Origin of the sequence: Microbispora sp. ZYX-F-249 (assembly GCF_039649665.1) — a bacterium.
In the GTDB taxonomy this organism is placed as follows: domain Bacteria; phylum Actinomycetota; class Actinomycetes; order Streptosporangiales; family Streptosporangiaceae; genus Microbispora; species Microbispora maris.
On sequence record NZ_JBDJAW010000005.1, the window covers coordinates 215,190 to 241,806 of the forward strand.

Below are 26,617 nucleotides of genomic sequence, written 5' to 3' on the forward strand. Positions count from 1 at the left end.
GCGACGGAGGGAGCCCCGACCTGTCACAGCGTTGATCGGTCTCACCTCCTCGGATCGCAGCGGCGCACGGCGACGCCGAACGTACCACCGGGCCTCGCGGATCTCCCAGTGATTTTCGGCCGGCCCGCGTACGGCTCCGGTGGTTCCCCTGCCGAGAGGGTCAGCGTCGCGGGGCGAGGTCCGCGCGCCCGGCCGCGGCGACCACCGAGACCCAGGCCATGGCGACCAGCACGCCGGCGCACAGGGTGAGGGAGCCGGCCCGGCCGCCGGACATGGCCCAGGCGTTGCCGAGCAGCAGAGCCAGGCCGCTGAGACGGGAGACGACGGCGTGCCCGCCACGCCCCGCGCGGGCGAAGTGCCGGCCGAGGACGAAGCAGGCCGCGATGAGCGCGGTGAAGGCCACCGATCCGGCCGCCATGTGCAGCATCGCGTGCCAGCTCATCCCGCCCGGGGCTCCCAGCGGGGTGCCCGCGGGGAAGCCGTCCCCCGGGTCCATGACGAAGACCCCGGCCGCCGCGAGCCCGGCGCCCTCGACGAGCAGCAGCCGTGGCGCCCAGGTCCCTCCGGGGGTGCCGCGCATGGCCCTGCGCAGTCCGATCGCCCCGGCGACCGTCAGCACGGCGGTGATCCAGAAGTTGCCGATCTGCAGCCAGCCGAGGTCACCGGTGCTCAGCATGCTCAGCGGGTGACGGAGCAGGTCGAACCCCTCCCGGGTCAACGCCTGCGCCAGCGAGACGATCCCGAAGACGGGCGTGCTGAGCACGGCGCAGGTGAGCAGCGCACGCGTCGACCTCGTCGAGGCCGGCGCGGCGCGCCGTGCGGCCGCCGTGCCCCCGTCGCCGCCGCGGGAATCCGGGCCCGCCGGCGCGGCGACGCCGCCGGTCGCCCCCACCCCGCGACGGCCGGTGGCGGTCGCGGCCCGGGCGGCGGTGGGCGGCGCGTCCGGCTGCGGCGTGGCCTGGAGCATGGGCTGAGCGGTGGGCTGCGCGGTGGGCTGAGCGGTGGGCTGCGCGGTGGGCTGAGCGGTGGGCTGCGCGGTGGGCTGCGCGGTGGGCTGCGCGGTGGTCATGGCCGTTCCCTTCGTCGGTGTCCGGTCCTCGTGCCGGCTCGGGTGTCCCGGCCGGTGTGTCGTCCGGCCTCGCTTACGCGTCGAACGGCCGCCGCGCGCTTCGACCACCTGCCGGATCCGCCTCCTGCTCTCCCCCGCCGACCTGCGGCGCGAGCGGGGGGACGCGCATTCCCTGTCACCTGCGCATTCCCTGTCACATCGCGGCGAAGGCCCTGGTCAGGGCGTGTCAGGATCGGAGTCCGTCGATCACTGCCCCTCCCGTACGACGTGTAGGTGACGGCGGGCACCGGCGACCGGCCCCCGCCGGCCACAGGATCAGGAAGAAGGAGAACGACCGATGCGGTTTCTGATGACCACCAAGGGCACCGACCCGAACCCGGACGCGGCGATGCTGGCCGAGATGGGCGCCTTCATCGAGGAGATGACCAGGGCCGGCGTGCTGCTGGCCACGGGCGGGCTGGAGCCGGGCGTGCGGATGGTCTCCTCGGCCGGAGAGGTCACCGTGACCGACGGCCCCTTCACCGAGGCCAAGGAGGCGATCGTCAGCTTCGCCCTGATCGAGGCGCGGTCCCGTGAGGAGGCCGTGGAGCTGGCCCGCCGCTTCTGGCGGATCGTCGGCGACGGCGAGGGCATGGTCCAGCAGGTGTTCGGCCCCGAGGACGTGCCCGGGCCCGGCCCCCGCTGACCTACGCGCCGGGTTGCGCGGCGGGCGGGCCGGTGCTGTCATCGACCGATGACGTCCCTGGACGCCCATCGCGTCGTGGACGCGGTCTGGAAGATGGAGTCCGCGAGGATCGTCGCTGGCCTCGTACGGATGGTCGGCGACGTGGGCCGGGCGGAGGAACTGGCCCAGGACGCGGTCCTCGCCGCACTGGAACAGTGGCCGGAGGCGGGCGTCCCGGACAACCCGGGCGCCTGGCTCATGGCCATCGCCAAGCGGCGCGCCGTCGACCACCTGCGCCGGGAGGAGCGGCGCGACCGCGGTCAGGAGCGGCTCGCCCACGATCTCGTCACCCACGCGGACGACGGCGCCCGGGACGTGGACGGCGTGCTGGGCGCGCTCGACGGCGAGGTCGGCGACGACGTCCTCCGGCTGATGTTCGTCTCCTGTCATCCGGTGCTGTCCACCGAGGCCCGGGTGGCGCTCACGCTGCGCCTGATCGGCGGTCTGCGGACCGACGAGATCGCGCGTGCCTTCCTCGTCGCCGAGAGCGCCGTCGCCCAGCGGATCGTGCGGGCCAAGCGGGCTCTCGCCGGCGCGCGGGTCCCCTTCGAGGTTCCGTCGGGGCCGGAACGGGCGGCCCGGCTGGCGTCGGTACTCGAAGTGATCTATCTGGTGTTCAACGAGGGATACGCGGCCACGGCGGGCGCCGACCTGATGCGGCCGTCCCTCTGCCTGGAGGCGCTGCGCCTGGGCCGCGTCCTGGCCGAGCTGACCCCGGGCGAGGCCGAGGTGCACGGCCTGGTCGCGCTGATGGAGTTGCAGCAGTCGCGCGCGGCCGCGCGCACCGGCCCGTCGGGAGAGCCAGTGCCGCTGCACGAGCAGAACCGCGGGCGCTGGGACCCGCTGCTCATCCGGCGCGGCTTCGCGGCGCTGCTGCGGGCCCGGGAGTCCGGCGGCCCCCTCGGCCCGTACGTGCTGCAGGCGGCCATCGCGGCCTGCCACGCGCGGGCCGCCACGCCGGAGGAGACCGACTGGCCGCAGGTCGCGGCGCTGTACGAGGCCCTCGTGAGGGTGCTGCCCACACCCGTCGTCCAGCTCAACCGCGCGGTCGCGCTCGCCATGGCCTACGGGCCGCGCGCCGGTCTCACGCTGGTGGAGACGCTGACCGGGGAGCCCGCGCTCAAGGGGTATCACCTGCTGCCCGCCGTACGCGGGGACCTGCTGGCCCGGCTCGGGCGGCACGGCGAGGCCCGGGCGGAGTTCGACCGCGCGGCGTCCCTCACCCGCAACGCCGCGGAACGGGCGGTGCTGCTGCGCCGGGCCGCGGCCTGCGCCGGGGACGCCGGACCTGCGGAGGCGGTAAAGGCCGGTCGGACCGGGCAGGCCGGCCCCGCGAGGACCGCGGACACCAGGGGCGCCGGAGAGGCCGGGGAGGTCGTGAAGGCCGGTCGGACCGGGCAGGCCGGCCCCGCGAGGACCGCGCGGGTCACCGCGGCCACGCCGGGCGGCCGGCGGTCGGCGGGTGCGGGAGTCACGCTCGGCGACGCCATGCGGCTTTTCCTCGCGCGCCCCGGCCTGAGCGCCGGCACCGTCCGCTCCTACGACCAGACCCTGTCACGGCTGTGCCGGCACCTCGGCGGGGAATTCCCGCTGCGGGACGTGACGTCCCACCTGGTCGCCGAGGTCTTCGCCGCCGCCTGGGGCACGGCGGCGGGCGCGACCTGGAACCGCCACCGCGCGGCGCTGCGGTCGTTCGCCTCGTGGGCGGCCGAGCACGGCTGGGCCGTCGCCGGCCTCGCCGCCGCGCTCGACCGGCGGCCCGAACCCCGCACCCGCACGCGCCCCATCGACCGGTCGCTGCTGCGGGCCCTGTGGGAGCGGCCGGAGACCCCGCTGCGCGAGCGCACGCTGTGGCTGCTGCTGTACGAGAGCGCGGCCCCGGCCGAATGGGCGCTCTCGCTCGACGTGGAGGACCTCGACCTGCCGGGCATGCGCGGCGAGGTGAGGGCCAGGGCACACCGGCTGCGCTGGCAGTCCGGGACGGCGGCGCTCCTGCCCCTCCTCGTCGGGGACCGCCGCCGGGGACCGTTGTTCCTCGCCGACCGCAGACCGGGGCCGGGCCGCATGCCGCCGGCGGCCGACCTCTGCCCGCACACCGGCCGGGGCCGCCTTTCGTACGAACGGGCGGAGTACCTGTTCAAACGGGCCACCAGGGACCTCGACCCGGAGAGCGGCGGCTACACGCTCCACCGCCTGCGCCACTCGCGCCTGGCGCATCTCGGCGAGGACGGCTGGTCCGCCCCGATGCTGATGTCCCTGTCCGGCCACACCGGCGCCCGGACCCTGCACGGGTTCGTCCGGGTGCCGCGACCTGCGGATACCGTTTCCTGAGTGGGGAGGAAAGCGGCATATCTCAAGGACGTCCTACTGTGGGCCGTCCTCGGTGTACCGGTGGTGTGGGCGGGCCTCACCCACACCCTGGCCGACGCCTACACCTGGCCGGAGGTGATCGCCGGGCTGGCGGTGATCGGCTCCGCCGTCGCGCTCGCCCGGCCCCGGCCGCTGGGGGCGATGCTCGTGACGGCCGCCCTGTGGGCGGGCTCGGTCGCCGTACGCGGCGACCCCACCGTCTTCTTCCCGGCCCTGGTGGTGATGAGCTACCTGGCGGGGGTGCGCATGCCCCGCGCCCGGCCCGCCCTGCTCGGCCTGTCCGCCGCCGCCGTGATCGCCGCCGCCGTCGTCCCGCTCCTGCGGTGGCTTCTCGCGGCCCAGTGGGACCTGGGCGCGTGGTTCTTCGCCGTCATGGGCATCGGGCTGTTCGGCCTCGTCCCCTGGCTCGCCGGCCACGCGCGGCACCAGAGCCTGGCCCTGACCAGGGCGGGCTGGGCACGCGCCGGGCATCTGGAGCGTGAGCGGCGCATGCTCGCCGAGCAGGCGAGGCTGCGCGAGCGGGCCGCCATCGCGAGGGACATGCACGACCTGCTCGGTCACGACCTGAGCCTGGTCGCGCTGCGGATCGGCGCTCTGGAGGTCGCCGCCGGCCTGCCCGAGACGCACCGCCGGGCGGCGGGCGAGGCCCGCGAGGCGGTCACGGCCGCGGCGGAGCGATTGCGCGACATCGTCGCCGTGCTCAGAGACGGCGACGGTCCCGGCCCGGCACACGCGGACCTCCCCCGCGAGAACACGGCATACGAGAACACGGCACACGCGGACACGACGCACGGGGACGCCGGGCGCGCGGGTCCGGGCGGAGAGAGCGTGGGCGACCTGGTCCGGCGCGCCTCGGCGGCCGGGATGCCGGTCACGCTCGACGGCGCGCAGGAGGAGGCGCGGATCCCCGCGCCCGTGCTCGTCACCGTGCGGCGGGTCGTCCGGGAGGGGCTCACCAACGCGGCCAAGCACGCGCCCGGCGCGCCGGTCACCGTACGGCTCGCGCACGCGCCGGGCGAGACGGTGGTGACCGTCGTGACGGCGGCGAACGAGGCCACGGAGCAGCCCGGACCGGGCGTCTCGGGCGGATACGGGCTGCGCGCGCTCGCGGAGCGAGTCCGCCTGCAGGGCGGGTCCCTGCGGAGCGGCCGCGCCGACGGCGGATTCGCGCTCACCGTCCGTCTGCCCCACGACGTGTCCTGTCGCGACGCCCCCTCGCGGACCGGCCTTCCGTCCGCCGGGCATGCTCCGGGTCCGTCGTCATGGTCGGCTTCCCCCGGGAGGCGGTCGCGTTTTCGCGGGAGGCGGTCGCGGCGGCCGAGGCCGGAACCGACGCCGTGGTGGTCCAGGGCCCCGGCGGCCGCCGTGGACGTCCCCGGAGCGAGCGACACCGGGGGAACCGGCCTCGCCGTCGCCGCGGGCAGGCCCGGCGGTGCGGACCCGGGTGTGCCGGACGACCTGCCGACGGAAGCGCGGCCAGTCGAGCTGGATCTGGCGCTGGCCCGGCGGCGGGTGCGCCGTACACGGCTGGCCGCGGCGCTGGTCGCCCTGGCCGCGGCGGCCGGCGTGGCGGCGTTCGTGCTGGGGTTCACGGTCTACGACGCGGCCACCTCGGTCCTGCCGCCGGCCGAGTTCGCGAAGCTGCGAACCGGTCAGGCCGAGTCCGAGGTCGCGGCGGTGCTGCCGGTCAGGACCCGGATCGACGACCCGTCCTGGCCCGAGCCGCCGATCCCTCCCGGCGCGCGGTGCCGCTACTACGGCACCAATCCCGACCCGTTCCGCGAGCTGGAGCTCTACCGGCTGTGCTTCGCCGCAGGCCGGCTGGTGAGCAAGGCGCACCTGCCCGCCTGAGCCCCGGCCGCGCCGGTGCCTCGAACGGCAGAACCAGGCCCGAAGGCGGAGCACCGCGGACGATCCCGGTGGCAGCGGTTCCGTAGCATCGGGGCGTGCACGTCATCCGGGTGGTCCTCGCCGACGACGAACCGGTGATCCGCGCCGGGGTCCGGGCGATCCTGGCGGCGGACCCGGGCATCGACGTGGTCGCCGAGGCCGCCGACGGGCATGAGCTGGTGGACGCCGTCCTGGCGCACCGGCCCGACGTCGCGCTGGTCGACATCCGGATGCCCGGCCTGGACGGGCTGGCCGCCGCGGCCGAGGTGCGCAGGACCGCCCCGGGCACGGCCGTACTGATCATGACGTCCTTCGGCGAGGACGCCTACGTCGCCCGGGCCCTGGGCGACGGCGCCGCGGGGTTCCTGCTGAAGACCGGGGATCCGCGCGAGTTCCCCCTCGGGGTGCGGGCGGCGGCCGAGGGCGGGGCGTACCTGTCGCCGCCGGTGGCCGCGCGGGTCATCCGGGGGCTCGCCGGAGACCGGCTGACGCGCTCGGCCGCGGCCCGCGAGCGCGTCGCGGCGCTGACGAACCGGGAGCGCGAGGTGCTCGCCCTGGTCGGCGAGGGCATGTCGAACGCGGGCATCGCCGCCCGCCTGCACCTCGCCGAGGGCAGCGTGAAGACCTACGTGAGCACGATCATGGCCAAGCTGGGCGTGCCCAACCGGGTGCGGGCGGCGGTCATCGCCCACGAGGCGGGGCTGGCGGGCGCGCCGTAGCGAGCAGCGCCGTCAGCGCGGGCCGCCGCCGCATCGCGGCGACCAGGGCGGTCGCCGGGTTCCGCAGGGCCAGCAGGACCACCGGCGCCGTCACCGCGCCGAGCAGCAGCCCCGCCGCCACGTCGTGGGGATAGTGGACGCCGACGAAGACCCGCGAGAACGCCTCCAGCAGCGCGAGCACGGGCGCCGCCACCGCCGTGCCGCGCCACAGGGCGACCAGCGCGACGGCCCCCGCCGCGGCGAAGGTCGCGTGGTTGCTCGGCAGCGACCAGTCGCCGTACGGCGGGCAGGGCGCCACCGTGACCACGTCGGCCAGGTCCCAGCAGGGGCGCCGCAGCCGCATCAGGCTCTTGATTCCCTCGCTCGTGAGGTACGCCACCACCACCGCGACCGGCGCGAGCAACGCGAGCGCCATCCGGCGGTCGTCCCCACGCCGCGCCCGCCACCACCCGAAGACGAGGAGAGCGAAGAGGATCGCGGGGACGGCGTCCGTCGCGACCTCCGCGGCGTCGCGCACCCACTCCGGGGTGTCCCGGGCGAACGCGGTGACCTCCCGGTACCACTCGGCGCTGATGTCCGGGACGTCCTCGATCTCGGTGCCCACCGTTTCCCCTCCGTGCCGTGTTCCGCCGGTCCGTCCGGCCCCTCGACCCTAGGGACCGGACGGATCGGCGCGCAGTCACGGAAAGTCGCCGGTGACCCTCCACTTTCGTCAATGGTCCGCCGGCACGGTCTCCTTCTCCCGGACCCCGGCGGGGACGGCCGCCTCCCGGCGGGTGAACCGCGCGTACGCCAGGGCGGCGCCGCCGACCAGCAGCGGCCAGACGAGGTAGACCCCCGACGCGGCGACGAGCAGGGCGACCGCCACGAGCGCGAGCAGAGCGGCGGCCCTGGCCCGGCCGCGCGGCAGCAGCCGGATGGCGGCCGCCACGCCGATCGCGTAGACCACCACGAACGACCCGTTGGTCATCAGCACCAGGGGACGGATGCCCGTGCCCGCCGCGTACACGACGGCGAGGGACAGGAAGGACAGCACGGCGACGACCCCGAGGCTGCGGCGGGGCACCTCCCCGGCGACGCTGCCGCGGGAGAGCCACGCGGGCAGGGCCCCGTCGCGGCCGAGGGCCGCGCCGAGCTTGGCCGCCCCGGCCCAGTACGCGTTCATCGCGCCGAGCGTCAGCAGCAGCGCGGCCACGGCGGCGAGCAGCCGGGCGTTGCCGCCGAGGCCGAGGGCCAGCAGGTCGCCGAGGGGCGCCCGCGCGGCTCCGGCGGCCGGTCCGAGGACGGCGACGGTGGCGAAGGCGACCGACAGGTACAGCACGCCGACCAGTACGACGGCGGCCGCGGCGGCCCGGGGCAGGTCCCTGGCGGGCCTGCGGAAGTCGGCGGCGAGGTGCGTGATCGCCTCCCAGCCGGCGAAGCTCCACACCAGCAGGGCCGCCGCCGGGGCGATGGCCGTCCAGCCGTGCGGGGCGAACGGCCGGAGGTTGGCCACATCGGCGTGCGGGAGCGACAGCGCGACGGCGACGACGAGCAGCGCGACGAGCAGCCCGGCCAGCCCGAGCTGGACCCGGCCGGTCACCCGGAGGCCGGAGGCGTTCGACACGGTCACGACCGCCATCAGCCCCGCCGCCGTCAGCGTCGCGGTGCCGGTTCCGCCGCCCACCGCCGCCGCGACGTACTCGCCGCCGAACAGCGCCGCGGCGGCGGCGCTGGGCGGTATCGCGAAGTAGAAGCACCAGCCGACGACGACGGCGGCCCGGTCCCCGAAGGCGAGACGGGCGTAGGTCGACACGCCCCCGGAGTCGGGGTGGCGGGCGCCGAGCGCGGCGAACGCCGCGGCCAGCGGGGCGGACAGCACGACCAGGCCGAGCCAGGCCAGCAGCGACGCCGGCCCGGCCGCCTGGGCCGCGAGCGCGGGCAGGGCGATGACGCCCGTGCCGAGCACCGCGCCGACGTACATGGCGGTGCCCTGCATCGCCGTGAGCCGGCCCGCCGGGGCGGCACCGGGCGTGACGGCACGGCTGACGGCACCGGGTGTGACGGCAGGGGTGACGCCGGATGTGACGCTCGTCCGAGCCATTCGCGTACACCTTCCAGTCGGGGAATCGTGACCGGTCAAGGGAGTCGTGACCGGTCAGGGAGACGGCCGGCCGGGCGGATACCGGCCGGCGTTGCGCTTCGCGGGACACCACGGGCCGGCCGGGGTGACCGGCCGGCCGGGGTGGTCACGCCCGTCTCAGCCGGAGGTGCTGAACTCGAGGCTGGCGGGCAGGTCGGACCGCCGGGTGACGTTGAGCTTGCGGTAGATCCGGGTCAGGTGCTGCTCGACCGTGCTGACCGTGATGTACAGCTTGTCGGCGATCTCGCGGTTGGTGTAGCCGACGGCGGCGAGCGAGGCCACCCTGCGCTCGGCCTCGCTCAGCGCCCCCGAGCCGCTCTCGGCCCTGGGCGGCTCGGCGGGCTGCCCGGGACCGCCCTGGGTGAGCGCGTTGACCAGCGGGACGGCCTCGCACTCCTCCGCGATCCGCTGTGCCTGCCTGGCGACCGTACGGGCGCGGCGCAGCTCCCCCACCGCCTGGTAGGCGTCGGCCAGGTCGACCAGGGCCCTGGCCAGCTCGTACTGGTCGCCGCTCGCCTGCAGCATGTCGGCGGCGCGGCGCAGCAGCGGGGGACGCTGCCGAGGCTCGCTCGCGGCGGCCGTCAGCCGCAGCCCGATCCCCCGGGCGCGGACCGGGCCGGGGGCGCAGCGGGTCACGTGCTCGTCCAGCAGCGGCCGGGCCCGTTCCGGGCGGCCCATGCCGATCAGCGCCTCGGCCGCGCCCGTCCGCCACGAGATGAGCCCCGGCGTGTCGAGGCTCCAGGAGCCCATCAGCTCGCCGCAGGTCTGGAAGTCGCGCAGGGCCATGCCGAGGTCGCCCGTCGCCAGGTGGTAGCGGCCCCGCGCGTGCAGGTAGTGCAGGCCGTACCTGGTCTGGAGCATGGCCTCGGGCACGGGCTGGTTGACCAGCTGCACGGCCTCGTCGAGCCGGCCCATCGCGGTCACCGACGTCAGCAGCACCGACAGCGGCCCGCCGATCGCGACCCCCCAACTCGTCGGCGGGATGAGCCGTACGGCCATCTGGGCGAGGCCCTCGGCGCCCTCCAGGTCGCCCTGCCGCAGGCTGATCTCGGCGCGCAGCGCCGCCAGGCGGGCCTGCCTGCTCGGGGCCCGCCGGCTGGCGGCCTCCTCGAAGAACAGGTCGCACCAGGGCGCCGCGAGGTCGGACCGCTCGCCGTAGATGAGCGCGAGCAGGGCGCACTCGACGGCGTCCATCGACATGTCGTCCAGGCGGGAGCCGCGCAGGATGCGTTCCACGTCGGCCAGCGTCTGCGGGTGCGGGCCCTTGGTCAGCACCGCCGCGAGCGCGGTGGCGGCCTCCAGCCGGCCGATGACCGGCGCGGACGGCGGCGCCTGCGTGCTCACGTCGGTGACCCTCGGGATGTGCGCCAGGAACGGCGTGTAGGAGCAGCGCAGCCACGGCCGGGCGGCGCGGATCTCGGCGACGGTCTCCGCGTCCATGATCGTGCCGATCCTGCCCAGGTGGTCGAGCACGTCGCGGGCGTCGTCGAAGCGGCCGTGCCACAGCAGCGCCTTTGCCAGCACGACCGCGTCGGAGCCGCGCAGGTGGCCGCGGTGCATGGCGTCGGTGAGCTCGTCGAGGTGGGCCGCGGGGGCGCTCGGGTTGAGCCGCCACTCCGCGCGCACCAGCGTCGTCTTGATGGTGGCCCGGCGCTGGTCGTCCGTGCACGCGCCGTCGGCCAGCCGCAGGTAGTCGACGGCGGGCTCGACGCGTCCCTCGCTGAGCGCCTGCCGGGCCGCCTCCTCCAGGATCGGTACGGCCCACGGGCCCCCGTTGTGCGAGGCGGCCAGCAGGTGCTCGGCGATCACGGCGGCCGGGGCGCCCTGGCCGTACGCCAGTTCCGCGGCCCTGCGGTGCAGGTCGGTCCGCTCGTGCCGTTCGAGGTCGGCGAGCACGGCGGCGCGCGCCTGGGGGTGGCGCAGGTGCAGGTCGGCGCCGACCAGCCCGGCGTTGTGCAGCGCGTTGAGCGCCTGGACGACGACGCCGGCGTCGAGGTCGAGCAGCCGGTCGAGGTGGCCGGGGTCGCCGGCCACCGCCAGGCCCCGCGCGACGCGGGCCGCGAGCGGGTGCCCGCGGCGCAGGCACGCCTGCACCGCCTGACGGTAGGCGTCGCCCGCGGCGATCTCGTCCGGATCCGCCACCGGGTCGCTGCCGGCCGGGGCGCCCGCGGTGCCGGTCGCGGTGTCGGCCGCCGCGAGGTGGTCCTCGATCAGCGCGCCCACGAGCAGCGGGTTGCCGCCGCTGACCGCGTGCCAGTCCGCGGTGAACCGCCGGGCGACCTCGTCGCCCACGATGTCGGCCGCCATGATCTCGACGCCCTCGCGGGACAGGGCCGACAGCGGCAGGCGGCGGCAGTGCGGCTGGCGCAGCAGCTCGGTCTGGAACAGCGACGGGGCGTTCCACGTCTCCTCGGACTGACTGAAGATCGCCAGGATGTGGGCGAAGCGCAGCCTGCGGGCGAGGTAGGCCAGGCAGAGCTGCGAGGCGCGGTCGGCGTGCTGGACGTCGTCCACCACGATCATCAGCGGATGCCGCTCGGCGAGTTCGAGCAGCACCATGCACAGGGCGTGCACGATGTGGGCGTCCACCTGGTCGACGTAGTCGGCCAGCGGGTCGGCCGACATGGCGCAGCGGGCGCCCTCGTGCAGCAGGTTGCGGGTCCGCTCCTCCTCCTCGGGCGTGAGCGGCGCGTTGTGCAGGATCTGCGACAGCACGGCCAGGGCCAGCCCCGACTCCGCCTGCGAGCAGGTGGCGGTCAGCGGCAGTGCGCCGTGCTCCAGCGCGTCCTCGACGAGCGTGTTGAGCAGTGCGGTCTTCCCCGTCGCGACGGGGCCTCCGACGATCGCGATCTTTCCTCTGCCGGTGACGGCGTCGGCCAGCATGTCCTCGAGGGAGGCCAACACCTCTTCCCGCTCCACCAGGGCCATAATGAGCCTCCCGAATTCCGTTCGATACGCGGCCGCGCGGCCGGATTCACAATTGCCGTGACTTTAGGTAAAGATCGTGCGTTGAGCGGCGTTCAGCCGACCAGTGACATTCGCGGGGAAACGGCGTCGCCGGCCCGCTCCTGCGCTCCGTCCGCGCTCGTTTCGCCCGAGCGGGCCAGCGCCGAGCGGACGGCCGCGAACGACGCGGTGACCACGTCGCGGTCGAGGCCCACGCCCCAGACCTGCCGCCCGTCGATCACGCACTCGGCGTAGACCGCCACCTCCCGGTCCCCCGCGCCGCCGGCGGCCTCGACGCCGGTGCGGTGGACCATCTGCACGTCCACGTTCCAGACCGCCAGACGGGCGCCGAGGGTGCGGATGGCGTCGGCCCGCGAACCCGCGATGTCGAAGCGGGCGCCGTCGACGTACAACGTGGTCTGCAGCGGCCGGCCGCCGAGCCCGAGGGGGACGGTGATCTCGGTCCGCGACAGGTACTCCTCGTCGAACAGGTCGCGGACGACCGCCGGGGTGATCTCCCCGCCGGAGCCGTCCGCGTGGGCCTGCACGACGCGGGCGAACTCCGCCTGCAGGGCCTTGGGCGGGTTCAGCCCGTGCCAGGCGCTCAGGATGTAGGCCACGCCGCCCTTGCCCGACTGGCTGTTGATGCGCACCACCGCCTCGTACGTGCGGCCGACGTCCTTGGGGTCGAGCGGCAGGTACGGCATGCGCCACGGCAGGTCGTCCACGCTGACGTCCGCCTCGGCGGCCTCCACGGCCAGGGCGTCGAAACCCTTCTTGATGGCGTCCTGGTGGGAGCCGGAGAAGGCGGTGTAGACGAGGTCGCCGCCGTACGGGTGGCGGGGGCTGACCTGCATCTCGTTGCAGTACTCGACGGTGCGGCGGATCTCGGTGATGTCGGAGAAGTCGATGCCGGGGTCGACGCCCTGGGTGTACATGTTCAGGCCGAGCGTGACCAGGCAGACGTTGCCGGCCCGCTCGCCGTTGCCGAACAGGCAGCCCTCGATCCGCTGGGCGCCGGCCAGCAGCGCCAGCTCGGAGGCGGCCACGCCGGTGCCGCGGTCGTTGTGCGGGTGGATCGACAGGCAGACGTGCTCCCGGTGGGACAGGTTGCGGTCGAGCCACTCGATCTGGTCGGCGAAGACGTGCGGGAGCGACCGCTCCACCGTGGTCGGGAAGTTGAGGATGATCTCCCGGCCCTCCTCCGGCTGCCACACGTCCATGACCGCCTCGCAGACCTCCAGCGCGAACTCGGGCTCGGTCTCGTTGAACAGCTCGGGCGAGTACTGGAACCCGAGGTCGCAGTCGCCCAGGGTCGCCTCGGCGTACTTCATCATCAGCCGGGTGCCCGCGACGGCGAGGTCCCGGCACTCGTCGCGGGTCATGCCGAAGACGACCCGGCGAAAGAGCGGTGCGGTCGCGTTGTAAAGGTGGATGTTGGCCCGGGGCGCGCCGGCCAGGCTCTCCACGGTCCGCCGGATCAGCTCGTCCCGCGCCTGGACGAGAACCGAGATCCGCACGTCGTCGGGGATCCGGTCCTCCTCGATGAGCATGCGCACGAAGTCGTGGTCGTCCTGGCTCGCCACCGGGAACCCGACCTCGATCTCCTTGTAACCCATCCGTACGAGCAGATCGAACATCGCGAGCTTGCGCTCCGGGCTCATCGGGTTGACCAGCGACTGGTTGCCGTCGCGCAGGTCGGTGGACAGCCATCGCGGTGCGGCCTCGATCGTCCGGTCCGGCCAGCGCCGGTCCGCCAGGCGGACGGGGGTGAAGGCCGAGTAACGGGAAGGAGAGCTGCTCATGAGGAATTCCTTTCTCATCGGCGACCATGTCACCGAATTCGCGACCGACCGTTTTCCGAGAAGCTGTCCGCGAATCGCGCCGACTACCTTCCGGAAGGCCGCCGAAATTCCTGGTGATTCGCTGACCGGTACGTTGCCGAAGCTACAAGCGCGCTGGTCAAGGGGCAAGAGACAAGCAACTAGAGTGCGGCCGGGATCACCCGGACGATCGGTAGGGGTATCGAAAGTTGTAGATCCGGTACAACCTCCCGGGCGGCCCCCTTAACGCCCCCCTGAATCGGACACATACTCCGGATCATGTCGATCAATAGAGCAGTATTCCCGGCTATTTCGATTTCGCCTTTCCGAATCCTCGGAATGTGCGTGACCGAGGCACGCCCGTCCGTTCTCGCCATCTTCTTCCTGCGGTTCGCCGCGGGAGCGGCGCTGGACGCCGGCCTCGCCCCCGCCGACCCGTTCCGCTTCGTGGCGGGGGCCGTGGTGTGGCAGTGCGCGATCTTCTTCGTCTACCTGTTCAACGGCGTGACGGACATGCGGGAGGACCGCGTGAACGGCTCACACCGGCCCATCGCCCGCGGCGACCTCGACGCCGGCCTGGCCCTGATCGTCGCCTGGACCGCCGCCGCGGCCGCCCTGCTCGGCGCGCTGCTGCTGGGCGGAGCGATGATCTGGCTGGTCACGGCGGTGCTCGTGCTGGGCTACCTCTACTCGGCGCCGCCCTTCCCGCTGAAGAGATGGTCGAGCGCCACCGTCGTGGTCGGCGGCGTTGCCGGTCTGCTCTCCTACTGCGCGGGCTACACCTCCTGCGGGACCGCCCCCACCGGGCGTGAGGCGATCGCGCTGCCCGCGTTCGCCCTCGCGGCCTCGCTGTGGATGGGGCTGGTCGGCACGCCGGCGAAGGACCTGCCCGACATCGCGGGAGACCGCTCCGCCGGACGGGCCTCGTTCGCGGTGAGCCACGGAGAATGGCCGGTCAGGCTGCTGTTGTCGGCCGTCGCCGCCTCCGTCGCGATCGCTTTCTGCGCGGTCGCGCTGCTAATGCGGGTGCCGCTCGGCATGGCGCCGGCCGCGATGCTCTCCGGCGCCACGCTGCTCGCCGTCGTCACCCTTACGCCGCTTTCCCGGGGGTCCCGGGTGCGCCGCCGCCTGCCCTACCGGGCGTTCATGACGACGCAATACGCTGTGCATTTGGCTGTTCTTCTCCCGCTGGTGTCACAATTCTTATTGTCTGGGCGTGCGGCTTAGTCCAGGATGGAGGCACTCGTCCGCTTCCTCTCGGAGGGTCCATTGGCGGGAGATGGAGAACTGGGACCGGAGGTCCCGGACTTCGAGGGTTTCCTCGAAGCGCATCGCTCCGAGATTCTGGAAGCGTACGCACGGAACCTGGCGGCACTGGACAGCCCGATCAGCCGCGACCCGACCGCCCTGCGGCAGGCGCTGGCGAACGCCGAGCAGATCCTCGACGACGTCGCGGAGACGCTGCGGTCCGGCAGCATCAGGGTGGGCGACTCCCACAAGATCATCGCCTGGGAGGTGGGGGCGACCAGGGCGGCGAACGGGGTCCACCCGGACGAGTCGCTCCGCGCGGCGTCGGTGTGGTTCCAGGCGGTCGTGACCTGCCTGCTGGAGCGCATGCCCGGCGACGGCGAGTCGATGCGGCTGCTCACGCTGGTCGTGCTGGGGCTGGAGCGCAGCATCACGTCACGGATCAGGGAGGCCTCGGCCAGCTACTCGAGCTTCCTGCTGGACAAGGTCCACGAGGCCCAGATCGAGGAGCGCCGCCGGATCGCCCGCGAACTGCACGACCGTATCGGGCACGGCCTCAGCGTCGCCAACAAGCAGCTCGAGCTGTACGACGTGCACCGGGCGAACAAGCCCGCGACGGCGACCGCCAAGGTGGAGACCGCCCAGCAGGCCATCCTGGAGACCATGCACAACCTGCGCGCGGTCACCAGCGAGCTGCACCCGCAGGAGCCGCTGAACAGCCTGGAGAAGGCCCTGCTGTACTACCTCGAGACCGTGGACATGGACGAGGTGGACATCCGCCTGCGGGTCAGCGGGGACGAGACGTGGGCCTCTCCGACCGTCCGCGACGAGTCCTTCCTCATCCTGCGCGAGGCGGCCAGGAACGCGCTCAGCCACGGCAACCCCAGCAAGGTGCTGATCCGGGTCGACTTCGCCCCGCACGAGCTGCGCGCGTCCGTGGACGACGACGGCCTCGGGTTCGCGGAGGGCTGCGGCCGGTCGGACGGCGTGGGCCTGCTGTCGATGCAGGAGCGCGCCGCGATCATCGGCGGGACGACCACCATCACGAGCAGGCCGGGCCACGGCACGCACGTCGAACTGTACGTGCCCTTCTCAGGGCTCACCGCATGACCCGATCGGGGACAACATGATCACTATCGCCGTCATCGACGACCACGCGCTCTTCCGCGAGGGCCTGCGCGAGATCCTGGAGGCCCAGGATGACTTCGAGGTCGTCGGCGAGGCGGGCGACTCGCACGGGGCCGTGGCCCTGGTCGAGCGGGAGCGGCCCGACGTGGTCCTCCTGGACGTCGAGATCCCCGGCGACGACGCCACGCAGACCGTGGCCCGCATGCGTCAGATCTCGCCCGAGTCGCAGATCATCATCCTCAGCATGTACGACGGCCCCCAGCTGCTCAGCCGCCTGCTGGCGGCGGGCATCCGCGGCTACCTGCTCAAGAGCGTGCACCGCCAGGAGCTGGTCTCGGCCGTCAGGAGCGTCAGGGACGAGCCCGACCGGCTCGTGCTCGCCGTCTCGCGCGACTCCTTCGCCCAGGTGCAGGGGGGCGGGTCGAAGGTGGTGCTGACCGACAGGGAGCGGGAGATCCTCGAGCTCGCCGCCCAGGCGCTGAGCAACTACCAGATCGCCACCCGGCTCACGCTCACCGAGGCGACGATCAAGCGGCACCTGCACAACATCTTCACCAAGCTCGGCGCCGTCTCCCGGATCGACGCGGTCAACAAGGCACTGGCCGCCTCGCTCATCACGCCGCGCCGCGACCAGCCGGCGCCCCGGCCCCGCCCCAACCCGGGCATGCGGGGGCAGCGGTCGTTCCCCTGACCCGCGGACGCCGGAGATCCTCAGTCGTCGTGCAGGGGAAACGTCCCGGCGAGGCGGGCCTTGACCGGCTCGGGCAGCAGGATGCCGGTCGCGGTGAGGTTCATCTCCAGGTGGACCAGGTCACGCGTGCTCGGCACCGGCACGATGTCGTCGCCCTGCGCCAGCAGCCAGGCGATGGCCAGCCGGCCCATGCCGACGTCCATGTCGGCCGCCACCCGCTGGGCGTCGCGCAGCCGCAGCAGCTCGGTCTCCAGGCTCTGCGGTGAGAAGCGCGGGTCGCGGCGGCGCACGTCTCCCGTGCCGAGCTGAACCGGCGAGGTGATCCTGCCGGTCAGGAAGCCCCGGCCGAGCGGCCGGCCGGCGATGACGCCCATCCCCAGCTCCCGCGCCACCGGCAGCAGCTCCCGCTCCGCCCGGCGCCGCCACAGGGAGTACTCCACCGCGACCGCGGCGACGGGGCGCGCCGCGTGCGCGCGCCGCAACCGCTTTCCGTCCAGCCCGCGGACGCCGATGTGCGCGATCTTCCCGGCGTCCTGGAGACGGCCGGCGGCCCCCATCGTCTCCTCGATCGGCGCGTCGCCGGCGCCGGGGTCCACCACGAACAGGTCGATCCGCTCGACGCCCAGGCGGGACAGCGAGGCGTCGCAGGCCCTGTCGAGGTCCTCGGGGCGGCAGAGGCGGCCGCTCGGGCCCGGACCGGGGCCGGTCGCGATCAGGGCCTCGTCACGCCGGTGCGCGACGGCCTTGCCCACCAGGCGCTCGGCCTCGCCTCCGCCGTCGGTCAGGTCAATCAGGGACACGCCGCCGTCGAGCGCGCGCCGGACGACCCGCATCGCCTCGTCGGGGTCGGCGGGGCCGTACGCGCCGGTCAGCGCGGTGCAGCCGAGCCCGAGGCTCGCGGCGACGAGTCCCTGCCCGCCGAGGCTCACGCTCCGCATGACGCCGCCCGCGACCGGCGTGGCCGTGACTGCTTGAAGGGCTTCGATATCGCTTCGTCATTCACGTGGACACCGCTGGAAGTAATGGAGGTATGAGAAACGCGAGGATGCACCCGATAACTCTCGGATCGCACGAGGCGGATTTTCCACCCCTATTTTTCCCCACCGCTACGACCGGTCGTGCTACAAATCCGGCAAATCATCGGTCAGATATGCCGGCATTCCGGCGACGGAACCGCCGAACACGACGAAGCGGCTGGCGAGGTGGCCCGAGTGGGGGTTGCGGGCGCCGTGCCGGACACCCGGCGGCGCGAAGACGCCGTCGCCCGGCCCCAGGTCCACCCAGCGGTCGTGCAGGTAGAACTGTCCCTCGCCCTCGAAGACGAAGTACACCGCCTCGTTCTCCTCGTGCGGGCGGACGCCGAGCGTCTCCCCCGGCTGCATGATGCCGCAGCGCAGGCAGAGTCCCGCACGGCCGGCCCCCGGCCGGAACAGGACGTTCGCGGCGGGCGGGGTCAGCCAGGTCTCGCCGTTCCACAGCGAGCGGAACGGGGCCGGGCCGGTGCCGGGCCGGACGGCGCCCGCCGTGCCGCCTCCCGACGGCACGGCGCTCCAGACGTAGACGGTCATCTCCCGGTCGCCGGCCGACAGGGAGTACGTGCTGCCGGCGGGCGAGTGCAGCGCCGAGGCGGCGCGCATCCGGCTGATCTCGTAGCCGACGGTGCCGACGCCCGCCCCGGCCAGCACGACCGCGATCTGCTCGGCGGCCGCCGCGCCGGGCGGTGACCACTGACGTCCCGCGGGGATGCGGACGGCGTCGACGGCGGCGTGCCGCGCGCCGGTGTGCGGGCCGGTCACCGGGCTCACGAAGCAGTCGCCGTGGCGCCGATACTCCAGCTCCGCGGCCCGCAGCACGGCGCCGGTCTTTTTCCTGGCGCCGGTCTCTTGCCTGGTCAGGTTCATCGGGCTCTCCCGGGTCACGCCCGCGCGAGTTCGGCGCGGGCGGCGGAGGGGGTGAGGATCGCGCGGTACTGCCAGATGATCACCAGGCCGAAGACCCCGTACAGCGCGGCCATGCCCCACGGCGGGAGGACCGAGCCGACCGTGATGCACAGCGACGCGACGACCAGGGCCACCCGGATGTTGAGGTTGTAGACCGCCATGTAGCGGGTGCGCGACGCGGCCGGGACCATGTCGGCGAGCAGCGCCTGCCTGACCGGCACGTCCATGAGCTCGCCCACGGTGAGCACCAGCGCGGCCACGAGCAGGACCCAGCCGGTGTCGCTGACGGCCAGCACCATGTATCCGGCCGTGAACAGCCCGGCACCGGCGTACATCCGGACGCGGTCCGGCACCCGGCGCAGCACCAGATGCGCGACGAGCGCGAGCGCCACGACGAGGACGGTGTTCTCCGCGCGGAGGATGCCGAGCATCTCCACCCCGTCCACCCGGACCGCCCAGGACCCGATCGCCAGCAGGTTCTGCTCCGGCAGGTCCCTGGCCAGCCGTACGCCGATGTAGTTGATCAGTTGCAGCTCGATGGACATGAACAGCGTGGCGGCCACCAGCAGCCGGCCGAAGGCCCGGTCCTGGAGCACCAGCCGGTAGCCGGAGGCGAAGTCCCGCAGGATGGAGCCGCGTGGCCGGGCCGGTGCGCCGCTTTCCTCCTCGGTCTGGTCCGGCTTGGTCTCCGCGATCAGGAAGTACGTGACCGCGGCGATCACGACCGTGCCCGCGGCGGCCAGGGCGAGCAGCAGCGTGAAGTGGCCGTTGTAGAGGAAACCGCCGAGCAACGCGCCGAAGGCCAGCGCGAGGTTGATCGACCAGTAGTTGATCGTGTAGACGAGCTTGCGGCTCTCGGGGGTCGTGACGTCGAGGATCATCGCGTCGTTGGCCGGCATCGCGAAGCTCGCGGCGAACTTGTTGACGAGGTAGCCGCAGTAGACGAGCGCCGGGCTGTGCCAGGCGGGCGAGTCGGCGACCGCCATCAGCGCGAACGTCAGGCAGACGCCGGTCTCGCCGAGCAGCAGCGTGCGCCGCCGCCCGCGGGTGTCGGACATGTGCCCGCCCGCCAGCGTGCCGACGACGCCGAGCACCATGACGGTCACGACCAGCACGCCCGCGACCGCCACGCCGTACTCGAAGGCGAGGTAGATGGCCATGAACGACATGACCATCGAGTCGAGCAGGCGCTGCAGGAACCCGACCGCGATGCGGATCCTCAGATTGGGATGGAGCCCGGCCAGGTTCACGACGGCACGCCCGCCCCGGCCGCGACGGGCTCGGCCACCTCGGCGCGTACGAGCGAGTGGACGTGCCGCGCCCGCGCGACGGCCTGCTCCTCGGTCTCCCCGGTCACCACGACGAAGCCGTGCCGGGTGCGCCAGTCGACCGTCTCCGGGATCCGGTCGCCGGGCCGGAAGGGGAACTCCAGCATGTCCACGAAGTCGAGCGCCCTGGCCTCCTCCACGCCCGCGACGGCGCGGACCTCGCCGGGGGTCAGGCTGAAGTAGGAGATGTGGGCGACCGCCCGGCGCTCCACCGTGCCCGGCGGCCTGCCGCCGAGGATCCGGAAGACGGCCCGCTCGATGTCGAGCCCGGTGGCGAGCTGCACCAGACGCGGGATCTGGTCGCCGCCGAGCCGCGCCTGCGACTCGACGATGCGGGGGCCGGCCGCGGTCCAGATGATCTCGGTGTGGGCCGGGCCGGTCTGGTATCCGGTCAGCCGCAGCATCTCGGCCGTCAGCTCGGCCATCGCCGCCGTGTCGGGCCCGGCCTGCGCGGGATGCACGTGCCCGGCCTCGACGAACAGCGGCGGCGGGCCGAGCACCTTGCGGGTGACGCCCACGATCTGGTGGCGGCCGTGGTCGCTGAGCGACTCCACGCTGTATTCGGGGCCGCGCAGATACTCCTCCACCAGGACCGGGCCGCGATAGCCGTAGGAGTCGAGCAGCGCGCCCCATTCGGCGACCTGGCCGGGCTCGCGCAGCAGGTACACGCCCCGGCTGCCGGCCAGCTCGGTCGGCTTGACGACCACGGGGAGCTCGAAGCCGCCGAGCAGGCCGGGCACGTCCTGCCAGCGCGCCGCGTGGGCGAACCGCACCGGGGACACGCCGTGCTCGGCGAGCAGCCGGCGCAGCTGGAGCTTGTCGTTGAGCAGTTCGACCGACCTGGCCGGGTTGACCGCCTTACCCAGGTCCTCCGCGATGCGGTAGGTGGCGAGCATGCTCTCCTCGGCCCCGATGTGGTAGACGAGGTCGGCGCCGAAGTCGCGCACGGCCTGCCGTACGGACCGGTCGAACGCGACGGGGTCGGCGAAGTCGGTCAGCACGAGGGCGTCGGCGAGGTCGGCGATGCCGGCCAGGTAGTCCGGCGTCTGCAGGGTGGGATCCCAGATCGCGCAGATCCGGTGCCCCTCCTCACGGGCCTTGATGACGAACGCCCGGTAGGGCATGACCATCACGAGGTCGCTCATCCGGGATCCTCCTCTCTTGCTGTGGCGGCGGTCGGGGTCAGTAGGGCAGCTCGCGGCCGGACGGCGTGCGGAGGTCGGGCGAGTTCGGCTGGGGTTTGCCTGCCGGCTTTCTCACGCGGATGCGACGTGTCATCGAAATCCCTCCGAATCCCCGTAGGAGCCTGTTTCGCCGGCCCTGTGACCAGCACGCTGGCACGCGTCCAGGGCCGCCACAACGGCCGCGCACCCTAATGACCGGGCCGGATGACGGAAGGGGCACACGGCCTACAACTTTGGTTACGCCGCAGTGCTACGAAAATGGTGCTGCGAAAATTCACACGCGCGCGTAGGCGAAGCTCGGCGCGTGGCTCGGCCCGCGCCGCAGGTAGGCCCACCACGTGAGCCCGGCGAGCAGCACGTAGGAGCCGATGAATATCCACAGGGCGGGCAGCGACCACCCCGCGTGCTCCTGGGCGACTCGGGCCGCGGCGGCGCCGGTCGCGCCCTTCATCGCGCTCGCCGCGTCGGTGCTCGCCAGGCGGAACACCTGCTGGATCAGGAACCCGCCGAACGCGCCGATCGCGCCGGCGATGCCGATCACGGCCGCGGCCCTGCGCTTGTAGTCCGGCGCGGTCAGCGCCGGGTCGAGGCCGCGTGCGGCCGCCTCCCTGCGCCCCAGCTCGCCGAAGATCACCGGGATCATCCGGTACGTCGAGCCGTTGCCCACGCCGGAGCAGGCGAAGACGACCAGGTAGGCGCAGAAGAACAGGCCGAAGTCGTGGCGGAGCACCCCGCCCGCCGCCGCGACCGTCGCCACCACCATTCCGGCGAAGACGGCCAGCGTGACCCGGGCCCCGCCGTACCGGTCGGACAGCCGGCCCCCGAGCGGCCGGGCGACCGACCCGGCCAGCGCCCCGACGAAGCCGAGCCCGGCGAGGTAGTCGCGCACGAACGCATGCTGGGCGAGGAACTCCGGGAACGTCGTCCTGATCACCAGCGGCAGCGCGAAGGAGAACCCGATGAACGAGCCGAACGTGCCGACGTAGAGCAGCGACACGATCCAGGTCTGCCCGTGCCGCAGCGCGGCGGCGTACGACCTGGGGTCGGCCCTGGCCTCGGCGAGGCCGTCCATGAACAGCCAGGCGCAGACCGCGGCCACCACGATGAACGGCATCCAGACCAGCCCGGCGTAGGCGAGGTGGACCCGCGTGCCCGACGCCGCCACCGGCACCCCGGCGACGACCACGAGCGGCACCAGGAGCTGGACGACCGCGACGCCGAGGTTGCCGCCCGCCGCGTTGAGGCCGAGCGCGAAGCCCTTGCGCCGCTCGGGATAGAAGAACGAGATGTTCGCCATCGAGGAGGAGAAGTTGCCGCCGCCGACGCCGGCCACGGCGGCGCAGGCGAGCAGGATCCAGAACCTCGTGTCGTGGTCCTGCGCGGCCAGCCAGCCGCTCGGCACGACGAACGCCAGCAGCGAGGACGGGACCAGCAGCAGGACCGCCGAGATCGTCGTCCACACCCGGCCGCCGAAGCGCGGCACCGCGAACGTGTACGGGATCCGGATCGCCGCGCCCACCAGGTTGGGCGCGGAGACGAGCCAGAACGACTCCGAAACGCTCATCGGCAGTCCCGCGGCGGGCAGGCTCAGCACCACCACCGACCACAGCACCCAGATCGCGAAGCCCAGGTGCTCGGTGAAGACCGACAGGATCAGGTTGCGCCGGGCCACCCGGCGTCCGGTGGTCTCCCAGAACTCCTCGTCCTCCGGGTTCCAGTGCTCGATCCAGCCGCGGCCGCGCCGGGCGGCCCTGGTTCGCGCGCTCATGTGCGTCTCCTCGTCAGGCGGTTCTCGGGAGCCGGGCGTTTACGGGTCAGGTGGTCATCGGGTCAGGCGTTTTCCGGGTCAGGCGTTTCTCGCTCAGGCGTTCTCGGACTCGGCGAGCCAGCGGGCGATGCCGCACACCGCGTCGGCGCAGGTGCCGCACCCCGTGGTCGCCCGGGTGGCCGAGGCGAGCGCGGTCACGTCGCGGGCTCCCGACCGCCACGCTGCGGCCAGGGCGTCCTTGCTGACCGCGTTGCAGCGGCACACCACGCTCGTGCCCGGCAGCGCCGCCGCGTTGCCGTCTCCGGGGGCGGCGCCCTCGCCGTACGGCATGGCCCGGCCGAGCAGCAACGCGAGCCGGTCGGGCGGCACGGGCAGGCCGCGGTCGTAGAACTGCGTGATCGCGGCGGCGGCGTCGGGCACGCCGATCGCGATGGCCCCCGCCACCCGCTCGTCGCGGACGACGAGCTTGGCGTAGCGGCCCCGGGCCGGTTCGCTCAGCCACAGCACCTCGGCGCGGGGGTCGTCCGGCGCGGCGTGCACGTCGCCCAGCGCCGCCAGGTCCACCCCGCTCGCCTTGAGCCGGGTGACCACCTTCGTGCCGCGGTACGGCGACCGCGTGCCGGTGAGCAGCGCGGCCAGCGCGGCGGCCTGCTCCCAGGCGGGCTGCACCAGGCCGGGCACCGTGCCGGGGTGCCGCGCGCAGTCGCCGATCGCGTGGATCAGCGGGTCGCTCGTGCGCAGGTCGTCGTCGACCAGCACCCCGCCGTCGACGGCGAGCCCGGCGGCGGACGCCTGCGCGGTCTGCGGGCGCACCCCGGCCGCCACGACGAGGAGGTCGGCGGCGACCAGCCGGCCGTCGTCCAGCTTGAGCCCGTCGCCCGGCAGGTAGCGGGCCGCCCGCGAGTTCAGCAGCACCCGCACGCCGAGGCCGCCCAGGACCCGGGCGAGCACCTGGCCCGCGCCGTAGTCGAGCTGGCGCTCCATGAGGTGGCCGGTGTGGTGGACGACGGTGACCGCGTTGCCGCGCGCCGCCAGGCCCCTGGCCGCCTCCAGGCCGAGCAGGCCGCCGCCGAGCACGGCCACCCGTACGCCGCCCCGCGCGCCGGCCGTGATCGCGGCGCAGTCGTCCAGCGTGCGGAACGTCGCCACGCCGGGGGCGAGACCCCCGTCGTCGCCGAGCAGGCCCTCCACCGGCGGCACCCACGCGCGGGCGCCGGTGGCCAGCACGAGCACGTCGTAGCCGACCCGTGTGCCGTCGTCGAGCACGACGCCGCGCCCGGCGCGGTCGATCGACACGACCTCGCGGCCCCGCCGCACCTCGACTCGGTGCCCGGCGCCCCAGCCCTCCTCCTGCAGCCGCACCGACTCGGCGGACATCGCGCCCGCCAGCACGTTCGACAGCAGGACCCGGTTGTACGGCGGGTGCGTCTCCTCCCCGATCGCGACGATCGCGACGCGCTCCCCCGCCGGGTCCCTGCGGCGGATCTCCTCCGCCAGCCGGGCGCCGGCCATGCCGTAGCCGGCGATCACGACCCTGGTTTTCACTGCGCCTCCCGTTCACCCGCCGGCGCCAGCCGTACGGCGCAGACCTTGAATTCGGGCATCCGGCTGACGGGGTCGAGCGCCGGATTGGTCACGAGGTTGGCGCGCTGGGCGCCCGGGAAGTGGAACGGCAGGAAGACCACGTCGGGCCGCATCGACGGCACGCAGCGCACCGTCGCGAGGGCCCGCCCGCGCCTGCCGACGACCTGCGCCGCCGCGCCGTCCCGCAGCCCGGCCCGCCGCGCCGTGTCCGGGTGCACCTCGACGTACGCCTCGGGCACGGCCGCGCGGAGCTCCTCCACGCGGCGGGTCTGCGCGCCCGACTGGTAGTGCTGGAGCACCCGGCCGGTGATCGCGTACAGGGGGAAGTCCTCGTCCGGCGGCTCGGCCGGCCCTTTGTGGTCCACGGCGGCGAACCTGGCCCGCCCGCCGGGATGGGCGAACCGGTCCAGGAACAGCCGCGGCGTCCCCCGATGTCCAGGCGTTCGCGGCACCGGCCAGTGGAGCCGCTCCCCGGCCCGCAGCCGGTCCCAGGTCACGCCCGAGTAGTCGGCGGGGCCGCCCTCCGAGGCCGCCCGCAGCTCGGTGAAGACCGTCTCCGGGTCGGCGGGGAAGCGCTCAGGCGGCTGCCCGAGCCGTACGGCGAGGTCGTGCAGGATCTCCAGGTCGGTGCGCACCCCGGGCGGCGGGGCGAGCGCACGGCGGCGCAGCAGCACGCGCCCTTCGAGGTTGGTCATCGTGCCGTCCTCCTCGGCCCACTGCGTGATCGGCAGCACCACGTCGGCGGCCCCGGCGGTCTCCGACAGCACGAGGTCGGCGACCACGAGGAGGTCGAGCGCGGCCAGCCGTCCGGCCACCCGGGCCGAATGCGGCGCCGACACCACCGGGTTGCTGCCGAAGACCAGCAGCGCGGACGGGCCGTCCGGCGTGCCGAGCGCGTCGAGCAGCTCGAACGCCGACCGCCCCGGGCCGGGCAGCGCGGACGGCTCGACCCCCCACACCCGCGCCACGTGCGCGCGGGCCGCCGGGTCGTCGATCCGCCGGTAGCCGGGGAGCTGGTCGGCCTTCTGCCCGTGCTCGCGCCCGCCCTGCCCGTTGCCCTGGCCGGTCAGGCAGCCCCAGCCCGAGCCCCGGCGGCCGGGCAGGCCCAGCGCGAGCGCCAGGTTGATCCAGGCCCCGACCGTGTCCACACCCGTGGCGTGCTGCTCGGTGCCGCGCCCGGTCAGCACGTACGCGCTCGCGGCCCCGGCCAGGATCGCGGCGGCCCTGCGCTGGTCGGCGGCGGCGACGCCGGTCACCCGCTCCACCCGCTCGGGCCACCAGCCGGCGGCCACCCGCCAGGCCTCCTCGAACCCCGTCGTACGGTCGCCGACGTACGCGTGGTCGAGGTGCCCGTCGGCCACGGCGGCGTGCAGGATGCCGAGCGCCAGCGCGAGGTCGGTGCCGGGGGCCGGCGCGAGGTGCAGCGCGGCGCGCTCGGCCGTGGGGGTGCGCCGGGGATCGACCACGATCAGCCCGCCGGCGTCCACGGCCCGGCGCAGGTGCGACAGGAAGGGCGGCATCGTCTCGGCCGGGTTGCCCCCGGCGAGCAGCACCGCGTCCGCGCCGTCCAGGTCGGCCAGGGGGAACGGCAGCCCCCGGTCGAGCCCGAAGGCGCGGTGCGCCGCGGCCGCCGCCGACGACATGCAGAACCTGCCGTTGTAGTCCACCTGGGAGGTGCCGAGCGCCACCCGGGCGAACTTGCCGAGCAGATAGGCCTTCTCGTTGGTGAGCCCGCCGCCGCCGAAGACCGCGACGGCGTCCGGCCCCCGCGCCGCGACGATCTCCTCGATCCTGCGGGCGACCAGGCCGAGGGCCTCGTCCCAGCTCGCCGGGCGCAGCGTCCCGCCGTCCCGGACGAGCGGCGTGGTGAGCCGGGCCGGCGAGCCGAGCAGGGCCGCGGCGGTCCAGCCCTTCTGGCACAGGCCGCCCGCGGACGGGTCGCGGGGCCGCACCCGGACCGAGGCGCGGCCCGCCGGGCTGAGGGTCATGCCGCACTGCAACGCGCAGTACGGGCAGTGAGTGTCGACGGCACCGACAGCGGCGTCCGCCGGGCGCGTGCTCGTCGCCGCGCGCATCGCTCCAC

General features: G+C 74.1%; 19 protein-coding genes. 7 read left to right on the forward strand and 12 right to left on the reverse strand.

Going from position 1 to position 26,617, the window contains the following annotated elements; translation table 11 throughout:
* Positions 1–160: 160 nt before the first annotated feature.
* Entirely contained in the window at positions 161–1,069 is a 909-nt protein-coding gene (locus AAH991_RS09290) for a DUF998 domain-containing protein (protein WP_346225350.1), read from the reverse strand.
* 337 nt (positions 1,070–1,406) lie between these two features.
* Here AAH991_RS09290 and AAH991_RS09295 point away from each other — a divergent pair, with 337 nt between their 5' ends.
* The 4 genes from AAH991_RS09295 (at position 1,407) to AAH991_RS09310 (ending at position 6,772) form a co-directional block, all read left to right on the forward strand.
* On the forward strand, positions 1,407–1,754 hold the full coding sequence (locus tag AAH991_RS09295) for a YciI family protein (protein ID WP_346225351.1): 348 nt from the start codon (positions 1,407–1,409) through the stop codon (positions 1,752–1,754).
* A 48-nt stretch (positions 1,755–1,802) separates the two neighbouring features.
* The gene (locus tag AAH991_RS09300; RefSeq protein ID WP_346225352.1) at positions 1,803–4,124 is read left to right on the forward strand and encodes a DUF6596 domain-containing protein; all 2,322 of its coding nucleotides are present in this window, start codon (positions 1,803–1,805) and stop codon (positions 4,122–4,124) included.
* Positions 4,125–6,014, forward strand: a complete 1,890-nt coding sequence (locus AAH991_RS09305; protein ID WP_346225353.1) for a sensor histidine kinase — start codon at positions 4,125–4,127, stop codon at positions 6,012–6,014. It begins immediately after the preceding gene.
* Between the two features lie 95 nt (positions 6,015–6,109).
* The gene (locus AAH991_RS09310) at positions 6,110–6,772 is read left to right on the forward strand and encodes a response regulator transcription factor (protein ID WP_346225354.1); all 663 of its coding nucleotides are present in this window, start codon (positions 6,110–6,112) and stop codon (positions 6,770–6,772) included.
* Here the strand turns inward: AAH991_RS09310 and AAH991_RS09315 are convergent.
* From AAH991_RS09315 to leuA, 4 genes are all read right to left on the reverse strand, one after another.
* The gene (locus AAH991_RS09315) at positions 6,735–7,376 is read right to left on the reverse strand and encodes a phosphatase PAP2 family protein (protein WP_346225355.1); all 642 of its coding nucleotides are present in this window, start codon (positions 7,374–7,376) and stop codon (positions 6,735–6,737) included. The genes AAH991_RS09310 and AAH991_RS09315 overlap by 38 nt on opposite strands.
* A 108-nt stretch (positions 7,377–7,484) precedes the next feature.
* Positions 7,485–8,855: an APC family permease gene (locus AAH991_RS09320; protein ID WP_346225356.1), complete on the reverse strand. Its 1,371-nt coding sequence runs from the start codon at positions 8,853–8,855 to the stop codon at positions 7,485–7,487.
* 156 nt (positions 8,856–9,011) lie between these two features.
* Positions 9,012–11,822: a helix-turn-helix transcriptional regulator gene (locus tag AAH991_RS09325; protein WP_346225357.1), complete on the reverse strand. Its 2,811-nt coding sequence runs from the start codon at positions 11,820–11,822 to the stop codon at positions 9,012–9,014.
* 92 nt (positions 11,823–11,914) lie between these two features.
* Positions 11,915–13,645: a 2-isopropylmalate synthase gene (gene leuA / locus AAH991_RS09330; RefSeq protein ID WP_346225358.1), complete on the reverse strand. Its 1,731-nt coding sequence runs from the start codon at positions 13,643–13,645 to the stop codon at positions 11,915–11,917.
* Positions 13,646–14,008: 363 nt separating this feature from the next.
* Here leuA and AAH991_RS09335 point away from each other — a divergent pair, with 363 nt between their 5' ends.
* From AAH991_RS09335 to AAH991_RS09345, 3 genes are read left to right on the forward strand one after another with little or no spacing between them, the layout of a single operon-like run.
* Positions 14,009–14,890, forward strand: coding sequence for a UbiA family prenyltransferase (locus AAH991_RS09335; RefSeq protein WP_346225359.1), 882 nt, complete (start codon positions 14,009–14,011; stop codon positions 14,888–14,890).
* Between the two features lie 42 nt (positions 14,891–14,932).
* Positions 14,933–16,021, forward strand: a complete 1,089-nt coding sequence (locus AAH991_RS09340) for a sensor histidine kinase (protein WP_346225360.1) — start codon at positions 14,933–14,935, stop codon at positions 16,019–16,021.
* A 16-nt stretch (positions 16,022–16,037) separates the two neighbouring features.
* Positions 16,038–16,730, forward strand: a complete 693-nt coding sequence (locus AAH991_RS09345) for a response regulator transcription factor (RefSeq protein ID WP_346225361.1) — start codon at positions 16,038–16,040, stop codon at positions 16,728–16,730.
* Between the two features lie 20 nt (positions 16,731–16,750).
* Here AAH991_RS09345 and AAH991_RS09350 read toward each other — a convergent pair whose 3' ends face one another.
* From AAH991_RS09350 to AAH991_RS09380, 7 genes are all read right to left on the reverse strand, one after another.
* Positions 16,751–17,668, reverse strand: coding sequence for an aldo/keto reductase (locus tag AAH991_RS09350; protein WP_346225362.1), 918 nt, complete (start codon positions 17,666–17,668; stop codon positions 16,751–16,753).
* A 183-nt stretch (positions 17,669–17,851) separates the two neighbouring features.
* On the reverse strand, positions 17,852–18,631 hold the full coding sequence (locus tag AAH991_RS09355; RefSeq protein ID WP_346225363.1) for a cupin domain-containing protein: 780 nt from the start codon (positions 18,629–18,631) through the stop codon (positions 17,852–17,854).
* A 14-nt stretch (positions 18,632–18,645) separates the two neighbouring features.
* A complete protein-coding gene (locus AAH991_RS09360) occupies positions 18,646–19,920 on the reverse strand; it encodes an MFS transporter (protein ID WP_346225364.1) in 1,275 nt (424 codons plus the stop codon).
* Positions 19,917–21,143: an ATP-grasp domain-containing protein gene (locus AAH991_RS09365; protein ID WP_346225365.1), complete on the reverse strand. Its 1,227-nt coding sequence runs from the start codon at positions 21,141–21,143 to the stop codon at positions 19,917–19,919. Before AAH991_RS09365 ends, AAH991_RS09360 begins: the two co-directional genes overlap by 4 nt.
* A 313-nt stretch (positions 21,144–21,456) precedes the next feature.
* The gene (locus AAH991_RS09370; protein WP_346225366.1) at positions 21,457–22,950 is read right to left on the reverse strand and encodes an MFS transporter; all 1,494 of its coding nucleotides are present in this window, start codon (positions 22,948–22,950) and stop codon (positions 21,457–21,459) included.
* A gap of 93 nt (positions 22,951–23,043) precedes the next feature.
* A complete protein-coding gene (locus tag AAH991_RS09375) occupies positions 23,044–24,495 on the reverse strand; it encodes an FAD-dependent oxidoreductase (RefSeq protein ID WP_346225367.1) in 1,452 nt (483 codons plus the stop codon).
* Positions 24,492–26,609, reverse strand: a complete 2,118-nt coding sequence (locus tag AAH991_RS09380) for a molybdopterin oxidoreductase family protein (protein ID WP_346225368.1) — start codon at positions 26,607–26,609, stop codon at positions 24,492–24,494. Before AAH991_RS09380 ends, AAH991_RS09375 begins: the two co-directional genes overlap by 4 nt.
* Positions 26,610–26,617: the final 8 nt, after the last annotated feature.

Excerpts from the sequence above, each read along its gene's own strand:
- AAH991_RS09290 (WP_346225350.1), bottom strand. The coding sequence starts at position 1,069 with ATGACCACCGCGCAGCCCACCGCGCAGCCCACCGCGCAGCCCACCGCT.
- AAH991_RS09295 (WP_346225351.1), top strand. The coding sequence starts at position 1,407 with ATGCGGTTTCTGATGACCACCAAGGGCACCGACCCGAACCCGGACGCG.
- AAH991_RS09300 (WP_346225352.1), top strand. The coding sequence starts at position 1,803 with ATGACGTCCCTGGACGCCCATCGCGTCGTGGACGCGGTCTGGAAGATG.
- AAH991_RS09320 (WP_346225356.1), bottom strand. The coding sequence starts at position 8,855 with ATGGCTCGGACGAGCGTCACATCCGGCGTCACCCCTGCCGTCACACCC.
- AAH991_RS09325 (WP_346225357.1), bottom strand. The coding sequence starts at position 11,822 with ATGGCCCTGGTGGAGCGGGAAGAGGTGTTGGCCTCCCTCGAGGACATG.
- leuA (WP_346225358.1), bottom strand. The coding sequence starts at position 13,645 with ATGAGCAGCTCTCCTTCCCGTTACTCGGCCTTCACCCCCGTCCGCCTG.
- AAH991_RS09345 (WP_346225361.1), top strand. The coding sequence starts at position 16,038 with ATGATCACTATCGCCGTCATCGACGACCACGCGCTCTTCCGCGAGGGC.
- AAH991_RS09350 (WP_346225362.1), bottom strand. The coding sequence starts at position 17,668 with ATGCGGAGCGTGAGCCTCGGCGGGCAGGGACTCGTCGCCGCGAGCCTC.
- AAH991_RS09355 (WP_346225363.1), bottom strand. The coding sequence starts at position 18,631 with ATGAACCTGACCAGGCAAGAGACCGGCGCCAGGAAAAAGACCGGCGCC.
- AAH991_RS09365 (WP_346225365.1), bottom strand. The coding sequence starts at position 21,143 with ATGAGCGACCTCGTGATGGTCATGCCCTACCGGGCGTTCGTCATCAAG.
- AAH991_RS09370 (WP_346225366.1), bottom strand. The coding sequence starts at position 22,950 with ATGAGCGCGCGAACCAGGGCCGCCCGGCGCGGCCGCGGCTGGATCGAG.
- AAH991_RS09380 (WP_346225368.1), bottom strand. The coding sequence starts at position 26,609 with ATGCGCGCGGCGACGAGCACGCGCCCGGCGGACGCCGCTGTCGGTGCC.